This is a genomic window from Pedobacter polysacchareus (assembly GCF_019802255.1).
Lineage (GTDB): Bacteria > Bacteroidota > Bacteroidia > Sphingobacteriales > Sphingobacteriaceae > Pedobacter > Pedobacter polysacchareus.
In genome coordinates, this window is record NZ_JAHYSS010000004.1 from 239,690 (window position 1) to 252,651 (window position 12,962).

A 12,962-nucleotide genomic window follows, 5' to 3' on the forward strand; every position below is an offset into this window, starting at 1 on the left:
GCTCATCGCCTGTTGCGATTTACTGATCTCTATGAAGAAAACGTCAAAATTGTATGCAGTTGTACATGGTAAATGTCCTCAATGTCGGAGAGGCGATATCTTTACAGGAAGTCTGTATGGATTTAACATCCAGCATACGAATACCAATTGCAGTCATTGTGGTTTCCGATTTGAGATAGAACCCGGCTATTTTTATGCCGCCATGTATGTCAGCTATGCGATGAATTGTGCCGAAATGATCAGTTTAGGTGTAGCTGCCTATATCTTGTCTGGCGGTTGGCTGGAATATGAATCTTTCTGGATGTACATTACGGTAATCTTTACGGGATGTCTAATTTTGGCACCTTTCAATTATCGCTATTCCAGAGTGATGTTATTACATTTCTTATCCCCTAAAATAAAATACAAACCCGCATACGATACACCATGATTAAACCTGAAACATTCGCTTTTATCACCGATGTAGCCCGGAATAACAATCGGGAATGGTTTGCTGAACACAAAGCAAGATATGAAAACGCAAAGGAAGATGTATTGGCCTTTGTAGATCAGCTGATCCCTGTGCTCGCAGGAATAGATCCCCATTTTTCCATAGACACCCCTGCAAAGAAATGTTTGCTGCGTATTTACAGGGACGTTCGGTTTAGTAAAAATAAAGATCCTTATAAAAACAACTTTGGCATTTCTTTTAATATCAAGGGAGGTATTCACGGACCGGGATATTATCTTCACCTTCAGCCTGGGGAATGCTTTTTAGGTGCAGGTTTTTGGATGCCTGAAGCACCTGTACTGAAAAAAATAAGAGAAGAAATTGATTATAATACCTCGGAGTTTTTAGATATTGTTCATGCTAAAAGTTTTGAAAGTACGTTTAAGCTGAGTACAGAGGATACATTGAAAAATGCGCCTAAAGGATATGATCAAGATCATCCTCAGATAGAATTTCTAAAGCTGAAAAGCTTTGTGGCGGTTTATCCCTTACCGGATGAGGCTTTTCTAAAACCTGGGATTGTAGATCAGTTGAAAACAGCTTTTGAAGGCGTATATCCGTTTATATTATTTTTGAGAAATGCCGTAGTGCAATAATTATGATGAAAAGAATTGCTTTGTTTGTATTTGTTGGACTGTTTGCTTCAGCATTCAGTGCCTGTGTAGTTTTATCGCCGAAGAAGTATAAGGCCTTATTGGCAAAACAAGATTCCTTGAGTACTGGTCTAGATCAATCTCAATTGAAAAATGAATATCTGGAAGATTTGATCGCCAGGTTAAAAAAGGACACCACCGGGCTTAGCGCTTCATTAAATGACCTGAGAGAGAAGTATTCCGAAATTGACAATAGTTACGCCAAGTTAAAGGATAATAGCTCTACGGAGATCAATAAGCTGTCTCAGGACCTTAAAAAACGGGAGCAGCGTTTAAAGGAAGTAGAAGAGATTCTGCGTAAACGTGATGAGGCAACGAATCAGCTGAAAGAGAAATTGCAGGGAGCCTTATTAGGCTTTACAAAAAGCGGCTTAACAGTAGAGATTAAGAACGGAAAAGTATACGTGTCTCTAATGGATAAGTTATTGTTTCCTTCCGGCAGTATCATCATTGATGAAAAAGGAAAACAAGCGCTAACACAGTTAGCCGCGGTATTGAAAGAGCAGCCGGAGATCAATATTGCAGTAGAAGGTCATACGGATACGCAGAAGATCAGCAACCTTGGCCAGATCAAAGACAACTGGGATTTGAGTGTACTCAGATCAACTTCTGTAGTACGATACCTGACAGAGGTTGCTAAAGTGGAAGGTGTAAGGATGACAGCCACTGGAAAAGGAGAATTTCAGCCATTGGCGGTCAACAGCACGCCAGATGGAAGAAGTAAAAACAGAAGGATAGAAATTGTACTTTCTCCAAAACTGGATGAATTGTACAACCTAATTAAACAATAATATAGGTTTTCCTAAAGAGAAAGGCCGTTATGATGTGATCATCATAACGGCCTTTCTCCTTTTATATCGTACGGTTTAGAGCTATTCTTAAAACGGGCTGCTGAAATCTTTGAATCCAGGCAACACCAAATCTTTATCTGAAAGTAAAAGATCTTCCAATGGAATGTCCTTACTCCAGTTGATGTTTAAGTCGGCATCATTCCAGATGACCCCTATTTCCGATTCCTTATCGTAGTAATTACTTACTTTATAAGTGAAGATTGTTTGATCTTCCAGTGTTAAGAAGCCATGTAAAAAGCCTGGTGGTACCCAGAGTTGTCTATGGTTTTCTCCACTTAGCTCGATGCTAAAGTGCTGTCCATAAGTAGCAGAGTCTTTTCTGATGTCTACTGCAACGTCTAATACCTTTCCTTGGATCACTCTAACCAGCTTTCCTTGTGCGAAAGACGCTTTTTGGGCATGTAATCCACGTAAAGTACCTTTCTGAGAGAAAGATTGATTGTCCTGAACAAAGTTGACATTAATACCAGCTTCCGAAAGGGTTTTTGCATTGAAACTTTCATAGAAATAGCCACGGTTATCTTTCCAGACTTTAGGCTCTATGATCAGCAGATCAGCAATAGGGGTTTCTAAAATATTCATATGATGATTAATCGATGATTTCCATTACGGTTCGAAAAGAAACGAGTTGATTTTCGAAGTTTGCGGTCACTTCTGCCTGCAGGGCAGTGGCAAAGTTTTCCTGATAATCCTGGTAGGCATTCATGTCTTCTATCGCATATTGCACGCAATAAGTAACGCCTTCATTTGGAGAGTCTACTACTTTAAGTAAACGATAGGAAGCAAATTTTCCGGTAGCCATTACACTTGGAATGTGCGATTCCTGCATCCATTGCAACCAGCGATCTGCGGCTGCATCTTCAATTATTGAGGTAACATTGTATACTAACATCTTGCAAAGATAGGAACTATGTACCAATAATATCTCCGCGAAGTTTCCTAAAACGCTTGCGTGCCTCGGTCGTGTACATACTGCCTGGATATTCGTTGATCAGCTTCTGGTATACGGCTTTAGCTTGCTCCGGATCTTTCAAATTGTTTTCATAGAGATTGCCAAGGGTAAACAGTGCGTCATCGGCCCAAATACTCGTGCTATGTTTCTCGCTGAGTGTTTTTAGCGCGGCGATCGCATTGCTGATGTTGTTGCTCTTGATCCATATTTTTGATTTAGCCATCAGGATATCATCTGCTAAACTATTGTTTGGAAAGGCAATATCAATGCTGTCTAATTTTACAATCGCCTGTGGAGAAAGATTTCTAAACTGCAGCATCTCTGCATCTGCATACATTTTTAAGGCACTGCTGTCTGTTGGGGATTGCAAATTGTCGGAAATCAGCAGACTGAGGTTGAGGGCGTCATTTGCAATCAGCTGTGAGGTGGATGCTTTAAGCACATCTGCCTGTGATTTCGCATAAGCGAAATTACCTTGGTAGAAGGATAATCTGGCAGAACGGTACCTTGCTTCATTGCCAATCGCCTGATTTTCGAATTGTTTGGCCACCTGTTCATAGATCAGAATAGCTTCCCAGGGTTGTTTGGTAAGAATGTAGAGGTCTCCAAGATCTAGTTTTAACTGTCCGAGGTCTGAGGTAGTTAAACCTGGAATTTTAACCGCCTCTTCTAATGCTTTTTCTGCGGTATCCAGCTGATTCAGGTAATAAGCCTGCAGGTTTACCCATTTTTTCAGGGCAAAAATCGTTTGAGGGGTTTTACCATATTCATCAAGAATAGCCTGATAAGCTGCTGCAAGTTCTGTAATGGAATTCTTCTCATATTTTCCCGCAATCAGGAGCTCATATCGGGTATTGATCAATTCCACTTTTGCAGGGAGGTAATACTCATTTTCTTTTCCTTTCGATACCAGGTATTCATAAGCTTTAATGGCTACTGGATAAGCCTGATTACTAAGGAAAGTGTTTGCAGCCTGGTAAAGGATTCCGCCGTCATCTTTGATGCGCTTGTCCTGGGCAATCAGCTGCCTTAAGGCCATGTCATATTCCTGCTGCTGCAGGTATTGCCAGATTAATAATTTAGTATAGATTTCTGTCTGCGGTTCTTTCTGGATTTTTTTTAACAATACAGTTTGTAAGAGTTGATAATCATTGTTATCCTCGAAAATAGTGGAGAACACACTTTCTGCCTGGGGTAGGAGCTGAGGCATTTCCGGCAGCGCATCAAGGTACTCCTGAATGAGCATTTGTTTGTCTTTTTTATAGCGATATATGCTCAGTAGTTCAAAAGTGAAGGGCTTATTGCTTTTTAACAGTTTCCTGCCTTGCAGGAAAGCAGTGATGGCAAGGTCATAAGCCTGGAAGTTATAAAATTGGGTGGCAATTTCCCGGATTTTGAATTCATCTGCTGGAAGGTTGCTGAGCGCTTCCATATATTGCTTATTGGCTTCCTGGCTTTGTCCTTTCTCTTGCAGCAACCGACCCATTGCAATGCTGTAGACCAGGTTTTTGGGATTTTGCTTCAGTGTTTTTTTGACTAATTTCTCCGCCTCCTCAAATTTCTTGATTTTTAACAGGCTGCTAAAATACAGCTCAAAATAGGTTTCATTATTGGTTTTATGATAGAGCTTTTCGAAGAGTATGGAAGCCTCCTGAAACTGCCCTTGCTGGTAGTATTGATAAGCCATGGCATCGTCCATGTGGTCTTGTGCAAAACAAAAGATCTGGAACAGCAAAAAGGTAAAGACTAAAACGGGTTTCTTCATTGGGCTTAACAAAACAGGAACCTAAAAATAACGATTTAAAGACGAATGTAGCGTGTCTTGTGACAAGATTAATACCTGGGGGTATTTTAAATGTTACGGATTTATATTTTCATAGCCCAAAAAAGTATTTATATTCATCAGTTCTGAAAATGTAATAGTAACAATATTGGTGTATATCTGCTATAGACTGGTTGCGTTCCGTAGCTTTGTTAGCGATTAATAATATGATGAGATATAAAAGATACTTTTTCCTGTTTTTAATATCTCTAGCTTTTGCTTGTCAGCCAAAGGAGGGAGGCGAACGGACCATCCCCCTGGATGATTTTTTTAAATCACAGGAAAGGATGACCTATCGGGTGTCCCCGGACGGACAAAACCTTTCTTATTTGAAAATGGAAGGGAAGAGTTTAAACCTGTATATAGAAGATATCGCCTCTGGAAAAGTCAGGAAAATCACCCGTCTGGAGGATAAAAACATTATTTTCTACTTCTGGCTCAGCAACAATGAACTGATCTATTATAAAGAAGTAGATGCTGCAAAACGGCGTTCAGATATCTTTATTATCAATAAAGAGGGGGCAAATGAGCGTCAGCTGAGCAGTAATGAAAAGAGTAGGATGCGGGTGATTGAAGATCAGCTGATTGATGATAAATACCTGTTGATCTCTTCCAACAAAAGAGATTCCACAGTTTTTGATGTTTACCGGTTAAATGTGCGGAATGGCGCCATGGAGATGGTGGCAAAAAATCCTGGAAACATTACCGACTGGCGTACAGATTCTGAAGGTAAATTAAGGCTGGCAGTGAGTACCGATGGTGCCAATACCACGATGCTGTACCGTGCACAGGAAGGTCAGCCTTTTAAGCCCATCATGACCAATAATTTCACGACTACATTCATGCCTGTTGCTTTTAAGCACGATCGGCCGAATATTATTTATGCAATTTCCAGCGTAAACAGAGATAAAAGTGCTTTAGTAGAAGTGGATTGCAATACTGGAAAAGAACTTAAAGTTCTTTTTGGAAATGATTCCCTGAACATTACTGACGCGCAATATTCCAGAAAAAAACAGCAGCTGTCGTTTGTGATCTATGAAACCTGGAAAAAGGAAAAACATTACATGGACGATGCGATAAAAGCATTGTATAAGGACCTTGATCAGCTTTTACCAAAAACAGAGACCCGGATTTTAGACCGTGATCAGGCCGAAAATGTATTCGTTCTGCGCACCTTTACCGATCGGAACCCCGGATCTTATTACCTGTATTTTGCAGATAAACGCAAATTGAAAAAACTGAGTGATTTTAATCCCGCAATCAAGCAGGAGGAAATGAGCGAGATGAAACCTGTTAGTTTTCAATCGAGAGATAGCCTGACGATTAATGGCTACCTGACTTTGCCGCTTCATGTGAAACCGGAAAATCTACCAGTAGTAGTATTGCCTCATGATGGGCCTGTAGACCGTAACTTATGGGGATACAATGCGGAAGTGCAGTTTCTGGTAAATAGGGGCTATGCTGTATTCCAGATCAATTACCGTGGTTCTTCGGGTTATGGAAAAGCATTCATGACCGCTGGGTTTAAGCAGTGGGGAGGAAAGATCCAGGATGACATTAATGACGGTGTAAAATGGCTGATCAAAAAAAATATAGCAGATCCTAAGAGAATAGGGATCTATGGTGCGGGATTTGGGGGTAATATTGCACTAAACAGCGCGTATTTGAATCCCGGAATGTACGCTTGTGTCGCTTCAAATTCCGGCGTGATCAACCTGTTTACCTATTTAAAATCTATTCCACCGTTCTTAAAGAACAGCTTGCAAATGTATTACGATATTGTGGGAGACCCATTAACGGATGCAGATCAGATGCGTAAAGCTTCGCCTTTATTTCAGACGGATAAGATTAATACCCCTGTATTTATCTCTCAGAACGTAAAAGACCCAAATGCGAACGCCGCAGAGACCTTACAATTTGTGAAAAACCTCAAGAAAAGAAATGTGAATGTGACTTATCTGGAGAATGAAGGTATTGTATTTCCGACCAAAAATTTGGAAAGCAGGCATCAGTTTTATACTGCTCTCGAACAATTTTTAGAAATCAACCTTAAAAACAGGTAAATTCGGATCAATGATCGCAGAAAAAAAAACAGGCTATCGTAAGAACTTTTCTTTAATCCTTACTTTCATCGTACTGATGTCTGTATTGTTTTCCCTGTCATTGTATCTCGCTTACAACTTTAGTAAGAAATATATTGAAAGTGAATTTGTGTCTGAAAAAGTGAATGTGCTGGAGCAAACCATTAAGCCTTATAACGATTTCTTTCAGAAAAAACTTCCCGAAGTTTCCTATTATAATGGCTACCTGGATTCTGCTACTGCATCCAGCTTTGTAGACACGGTATTACAGGAATATCCTTTCGTATCCAGAGTGGTCTTCTATGATTCTGAAGTAAAAAACACACCCGTTAATGACGGACTGAATACCGGTAAATTTTCCTTTGGACCTAAAGATATTTATCAATTCGGACCCCTCATTCCAGCCGATTCTATCCGGCTTTTCTCCAGGGCGAACACCCGTAATTTTATTGTTGGTGATGATTTTAACGCACTGGCATTGAAATTGGCCTCTTATATCGAAAGTCTGGACACCAATAAGGTGCCGAGTCAGGATGAACTGTTTAGTAATTTCAGTAATGTACGTTCCAATAAAATTACCTACCTGAACATTCCAAGAACAGAAGATCTGAAGATGTATAAACGGATGCTGAGGACTAAATTAGCGCCACAGCCGGTATATCAGCAAGATATGCTATCCTTCCATCTGGATCCATATAAACTTAAAATCATCAATTCCAGGCCGCTTTTATACCAGTACATTAAGATTCAGCCTTCTACCTACGATCCTTTGGATACCTCCGAAACGTATTTAAGTACAGAGATTACACTTCCAGGTGCTTTTTCGGACTATAAGCTGTATTTTCTTTCCTCTAAATCATTTGTAGACCGCGAGATCCTGAGTTACTTCCTGCCCATTGCTGCCGCTATTCTCGTCTTTTACGGAATTGTAGTGCTGGTTGCATTTTTAATTTACAGAAACCTGAATATCAATCAGCGCATGTTCAAATTACAATATGACTTTGTAAATAACCTCACGCACGAATTTAAAACCCCCGTCAGTGTCATAAAAATTGCCGGGAATAACATTAAAAGTGCCAGCTCACTCAGCGATAGGGAACTGAAACTTTATGGCAAAATATTAGATGAAGAAGCGGATAAGCTGAATGGGTTAATGAATAAATTATTGGCCTTCACGCAAATTGAAAATAAAGCAATTCAGCTCAATCAGGATGAAATCTATATTGAAGATTTTATAGAAAGTACCGTAGAATCTCATAGATTGAAACATCCTGATTTTGATTTTACCTATGAGGTGAGCGGATTTACCACTTTTGTGACCGATCCAGTGCTTTTAGGCAGCCTTTTTGATAACCTTGCAGAGAATGCGTATAAATACTCCCCGCCGGAGCGAAAAAAGCTGCACATCAGTGCCCGCTTAATCAAAGGCCGTGTGGTGATCAGGTTTACGGATCATGGAATTGGAATTCCTTCCTCCGAAATTAATAATATCTTTAAGAAGTTTTTCCGCATTCAAAACCAGTACAACCAGAATGGAAGTGTTGGCCTCGGATTGGCTTTCTGTAAAGAAGTCGTTAACTTTATGAAAGGCGAGATCACGGTAAAAAGCAGGGTGAATAAAGGAACAGAATTTAAAATTGTACTACCATATAACGATTAGAAATATGTCTAAGGGAATTAAAATATTAATAGTTGAAGATGATGAGAACCTCAGGTTTTTAGTGGTCCACCGTTTAAAAGCAGAAGGATATGATGTTCTGGAGGCTGGTGATGGGGAAACTGCAGAGAAAACGATCATGACTGAAAAGCCGGATATTGTTTTACTGGATTGGATGTTACCTGGTAAACAAGGTTCTGAGGTTTGCGAAGAAGTTCGTAAACAAGGTTTTGAAAACCTGATCATCATGATGACCGCAAAAGCACAGGATGTAGATAAGATCGACGCGTATAACTTCGGTGTTTCCGACTACGTAACGAAGCCGTTCAACATGGATGTATTGGTGGCTATGCTGGACAATAAAGTTAAATTCTTATTGAATAACGACCGTTCAGAGATCCATCGTTTTGGAAATATGGAACATCACCCTAACATCCATACCTTATTCAGGAATGAAAAGAAAATAGAGCTGACCATTTTAGAGAATAGAATCCTGCTTTATTTCCTGAGAAATCCGAATAAAGTGATCAATCGTGATGAACTGATGCTGGTAGTTTGGGGATACAACTCTGATGTAAATACCAGAACGCTGGATATGCACATTGTGCGTCTGCGTAAAAAGATAGAGCTTAATCCTGATAATCCTCAGTTGTTACAAACCGTAAGAGGAGTAGGTTATCGTTTTAATCCTGCTTAAAAGGATAAGTGCAGCAGTACCAGTAACAGGTACTGCAATAACATCATTCCGTCTAAGTACAGGAAATAATAGTATTCGTTCCTTTCTGGATTTGATTTATAGATCAACCAACCTGTTAACCCGATGGTAAGCGTCAGCAAAATTACCTCAAGGTTGACAGTTTGCTGATGTAAAATCAGCAAAACCAGGTATCCGCCTAATAAAAACAGAGAAAATAGAAAAGCCTTTTTATCCCCTAATAAGGCAGGAATCGTTTTTAAGGCCATAATTTTATTTTGAAATAAGTCCCGCACATCAAAAGGAATGGTGATGGCTGCAATAAATAGGAAGCGCATAGCGACCATTAGCAGGGTTTCACCTGTAGAGATATTGAGCAATTGGTTATGCTCAGTTTCTACAATCGGCAGGAGTACACAGCTGATCGACCAGATCAGCGCCACCAAAAAAAGCTTGATCAAAGGAATATTCTTCAATCCTATTTTCTGCTCATCCAGCGTTAAAAAAGGGATATTGTAACTAATGGCCAATACGCCGGTAAATAGCATCAGCAGCTGCGCCTCAATACTCAAATACAGCAATGCTAAGGGAATCAGGCAAAGCCCTGAGATCAACACCATGGAAATAATTAACCGATGGTGTGAAAAGATCCAGCGAACCCTCATCAACGGAGAATTTGCAGGGTCTTTTGGTGCAGAAAGCAGCATGCTGAAATTATAGAGCCCCATCGTTCCAAAGAAAATGATGGCCAAAATATATTTATCAGGGGGAACATGTAACAAATAATAAGTAACCAGGCCTTGAGCAACCGCACAGATGGCGATAAACAAATTGCTGAACAGCAAAAAATCAAGGCTGGAAAACAGTATTTTTTTTACCATATCCGAAGATGGAAATTAGCTAAGCACGTTTCAACTCAAATATCGTGATTTCTGGTAAAATTCCAACCCTTCCAGGATAGCCCAGGAAGCCATATCCCACATTTACATACAATTGCTGCTGCTTTTCCTGATATAAACCTGCCCATTCATTATAGATATATTGTACGGGACTCCATTGGAAATCTTCCGTTCTGACGCCGAATTGCATGCCATGAGTATGGCCGCTGAACATCGCGTCAATCTGTGGATATTTAGGCAATACTTCTGCCCTCCAATGTGACGGATCGTGCGACAATAGTAATTTCACAGGAAGGTCATCCGTGTCTTTCGTCGCCAGGTCCATTCTTCCATATTTTGGGAATCTTCCGGTTCCCCAGTTTTCGATCCCCAGAATTCCAATCTCTTCTCCATTTACTTTCAGGCGTCTATGCTCGTTCATCAGCAAGTCCCAGCCCATCCGCTCATGCGTTTTGATCACTTCCTGTAGGTTCTTCGTTTTGATCGCTGAAGGTTCCTTCCCAAAACGATATTCCCCATAATCATGGTTTCCTAAAACAGAATACACACCTAATGGCGCTTTCACTTTCTTGAAAATATCCTGATATTCGCGCATTTCGGTGGCCAAATCGTTGACCAGATCTCCGGTAAAAAATAGGACATCTGGTTTTTCTGCCAGCAGCATTTCCACCCCACCTAAAACCGCTCTGGGATTATAAAAACTTCCGGAATGGATGTCCGAAATCTGGCCTAATTTCATGCCCTCAAAAGAAGCTGGAAGATTAGGAAGGACTAAGGTCTTACGGATGACTTTATAATCATAAGCACCTCTGACAATTCCCCAGCTTAAAGAAGTGAGTGGAATGGCGGCAGTAACCAGCCCTGCTTTGACTAGAAAAGAAGAACGGCTGATCGGCTCTCCGGTCTTCACCTGAGTGATGGTTTCCGGAAGTGCAGGATCTATAACCGACCCGGTTTTCGGTTTCGAAGACCGGGAAAGCTGAATGATAAACCTCCTGAAATCGTCTATAACCAGGAAAGGAAGCAAAACCAGCTTACAGGCTACAGTTAAGAAATAAGCCACCAGAATCACTGATTTAAGGCTCAGAAACAGGTTCGCATAGAAGGTACTGAAAACACCAACCAGCAATACAAAGGTATAGCCCCACCAAAGAATGGTAAATAACTTCCGCGTTCCTGGTTTCCATTTCTTGAAAACACTAAGAATCGCGCGAAAGCAGTAATAGTCGAACGCTAACAGTAGTACTGATAAAAATATAAAGACGGGTAATCGGCCCATTTGGCGTAATTATAAAAAAATGAAATTTAAAAAAGCTTATCTGAAGTCCATATCATCTTCATCCTCCTCATCCGGACTGGTATTAAACAGACTGTCGAACATGTCAGAGAATCCAAATCCACTTTGCAGGTATTTCTTGTTCAGCTGCGAATATTCTGCCAAACCATGCAGCACAAATTCCATCATCAGCAAAGTTTGATTGGCACTTAATTTCGGGTGGAACTGTTGTACCAGTTCACTTAATCCATCCACCTGCATCAATTCCTTTTTGTATTTAGCTAAAGTTAACTGATCGGAAATGTCTAAAGTATTCCCTTCTGTAAACCACTCTGTAATTCGGAAATATGGGTTCGCAGACTTACTTTTCTTCGCTTTTTCCGGATCCGGGAAGTAACGGTTAAACAGAGATTTAATGGCTTTTCCGATTAAAGTATGGGCTACTTTTGCCGGGCCTTCCAGCTCTCCCTCATAAACCAACTCAATTTTTCCGGTAATGGCAGGGGTAATTCCTGTTAAATCCGACAACCGTACAAAAGTGCTTTTTTCCTTATTGATGAGCATCCTCCTTTCGGCAGTGCTGACCAGATTTTCATAAGCGGAGATCGTTAACCTGGCCGAAACACCGGATTTCTGATCGATAAATTCACTTTGTCTGGCTTCAAAAGCCACTTGTTCTACCAGATCTTTTACCAGGCCATCAGCTTCTACAGTTTCTTTTTGTGCAGCAGTGATTTTGGCTTCCTGAGCGGTAATCTCTCTGGAAATGGCAATTGTTTTTGGGTAATGGGTTAAAATCTGACTTTCAATACGGTCTTTTAGAGGGGTCACGATGGAACCTCTATTGGTATAATCTTCCGGATTGGCGGTAAATACGAACTGCACATCCAGTGGCAATCTCAATTTAAAGCCCCTGATCTGAATGTCTTTTTCCTGCAGCATATTGAACAAAGCCACCTGAATCCTGGCTTGTAAATCCGGGAGCTCATTGATGACAAAAATACTGCGGTGTGCCCTTGGAATCAATCCGAAGTGAATTACCCTTTCGTCATTGTAAGTCAGTTTTAAAGTCGCCGCTTTGATCGGATCCACATCCCCGATTAAATCGGCAACAGTCACATCTGGCGTCGCTAGTTTTTCCGTGTAGCGCTCGCTGCGGTGCTGCCAGCTGATGGGGGTATCATCTCCATGAATACTAATCTCATGTTTTGCATACCATGAAATCGGTTGGAGTGGATCATCAAAAATTTCACTTCCAGCAACATACGGAATATATTCATCCAATAAATTGACCATCAGTCTGGCAATTCTTGTTTTTGCCTGGCCTCTTAAACCCAATAGCAAAATATTATGTCTGGATAAAATGGCAGTTTGAAGTTCCGGCATTACGGTTTCGTCATAGCCTAAAATTCCTTCGAAACCGGCTTCATTGCTTTGAAGCTGTGTGATCAGATTTTTACGGAGCTCGTCTTTTACGGCAAGCGACTTATAATTGGAGGCCTTTAATTGGCCAAGGGTTTTTATAGTGATGTGATCCATTATGATGTCTTTGGTATGATGTTTTTCGTGTGTAGTAGTGGTAGTAGG

Annotated in this window: 12 protein-coding genes; 6 read left to right on the plus strand and 6 right to left on the minus strand. The window is 40.6% G+C overall.

What is annotated here, in order from left to right:
• The first annotated feature begins 31 nt into the window (after positions 1 to 31).
• The 3 genes from K7X70_RS12205 to K7X70_RS12215 are packed head-to-tail and all read left to right on the plus strand — an operon-like array spanning position 32 to position 1,934.
• Positions 32 to 430 carry a hypothetical protein gene (locus tag K7X70_RS12205; RefSeq protein ID WP_062550588.1) on the plus strand — a complete coding sequence of 133 codons (399 nt, stop codon included), beginning with the start codon at positions 32 to 34 and terminating at the stop codon, positions 428 to 430.
• Positions 427 to 1,086 (plus strand): DUF2461 domain-containing protein, encoded by a 660-nt coding sequence (locus K7X70_RS12210; protein ID WP_222537364.1) that lies wholly within the window; start codon positions 427 to 429, stop codon positions 1,084 to 1,086. The genes K7X70_RS12205 and K7X70_RS12210 overlap by 4 nt, the downstream gene beginning before the upstream one ends.
• Before the next feature lie 5 nt (positions 1,087 to 1,091).
• Positions 1,092 to 1,934, plus strand: coding sequence for an OmpA/MotB family protein (locus K7X70_RS12215; protein ID WP_222537741.1), 843 nt, complete (start codon positions 1,092 to 1,094; stop codon positions 1,932 to 1,934).
• A gap of 87 nt (positions 1,935 to 2,021) precedes the next feature.
• On the opposite strand, the gene rfbC is transcribed toward K7X70_RS12215, so the two are convergent.
• From rfbC to K7X70_RS12230, 3 genes are read right to left on the minus strand one after another with little or no spacing between them, the layout of a single operon-like run.
• The gene (gene rfbC, locus K7X70_RS12220) at positions 2,022 to 2,576 is read right to left on the minus strand and encodes a dTDP-4-dehydrorhamnose 3,5-epimerase (protein WP_222537365.1); all 555 of its coding nucleotides are present in this window, start codon (positions 2,574 to 2,576) and stop codon (positions 2,022 to 2,024) included.
• 7 nt (positions 2,577 to 2,583) lie between these two features.
• Positions 2,584 to 2,886 carry a DUF4286 family protein gene (locus K7X70_RS12225; RefSeq protein ID WP_222537366.1) on the minus strand — a complete coding sequence of 101 codons (303 nt, stop codon included), beginning with the start codon at positions 2,884 to 2,886 and terminating at the stop codon, positions 2,584 to 2,586.
• A 16-nt stretch (positions 2,887 to 2,902) separates the two neighbouring features.
• Positions 2,903 to 4,711 (minus strand): tetratricopeptide repeat protein, encoded by a 1,809-nt coding sequence (locus tag K7X70_RS12230; protein WP_255607125.1) that lies wholly within the window; start codon positions 4,709 to 4,711, stop codon positions 2,903 to 2,905.
• A 224-nt stretch (positions 4,712 to 4,935) separates the two neighbouring features.
• On the opposite strand from K7X70_RS12230, the gene K7X70_RS12235 reads away from it, so the two are divergent.
• The 3 genes from K7X70_RS12235 to K7X70_RS12245 are packed head-to-tail and all read left to right on the plus strand — an operon-like array spanning position 4,936 to position 9,203.
• A complete protein-coding gene (locus K7X70_RS12235; protein WP_222537367.1) occupies positions 4,936 to 6,831 on the plus strand; it encodes a S9 family peptidase in 1,896 nt (631 codons plus the stop codon).
• A 10-nt stretch (positions 6,832 to 6,841) separates the two neighbouring features.
• Entirely contained in the window at positions 6,842 to 8,509 is a 1,668-nt protein-coding gene (locus tag K7X70_RS12240) for a sensor histidine kinase (RefSeq protein WP_222537368.1), read from the plus strand.
• A gap of 4 nt (positions 8,510 to 8,513) precedes the next feature.
• Positions 8,514 to 9,203, plus strand: coding sequence for a response regulator transcription factor (locus K7X70_RS12245; protein WP_222537369.1), 690 nt, complete (start codon positions 8,514 to 8,516; stop codon positions 9,201 to 9,203).
• Here K7X70_RS12245 and K7X70_RS12250 read toward each other — a convergent pair.
• Genes K7X70_RS12250 through K7X70_RS12260 form a run of 3 tightly spaced genes read right to left on the minus strand, consistent with a single transcriptional unit; the run spans position 9,200 to position 12,914 of the window.
• On the minus strand, positions 9,200 to 10,081 hold the full coding sequence (locus K7X70_RS12250; protein WP_222537370.1) for a UbiA family prenyltransferase: 882 nt from the start codon (positions 10,079 to 10,081) through the stop codon (positions 9,200 to 9,202). The two genes, K7X70_RS12245 and K7X70_RS12250, sit on opposite strands and share 4 nt — an antisense overlap.
• A 19-nt stretch (positions 10,082 to 10,100) precedes the next feature.
• Positions 10,101 to 11,378 (minus strand): metallophosphoesterase, encoded by a 1,278-nt coding sequence (locus K7X70_RS12255; RefSeq protein ID WP_222537371.1) that lies wholly within the window; start codon positions 11,376 to 11,378, stop codon positions 10,101 to 10,103.
• A 36-nt stretch (positions 11,379 to 11,414) separates the two neighbouring features.
• A complete protein-coding gene (locus K7X70_RS12260; RefSeq protein ID WP_222537743.1) occupies positions 11,415 to 12,914 on the minus strand; it encodes a sigma 54-interacting transcriptional regulator in 1,500 nt (499 codons plus the stop codon).
• Positions 12,915 to 12,962: the final 48 nt, after the last annotated feature.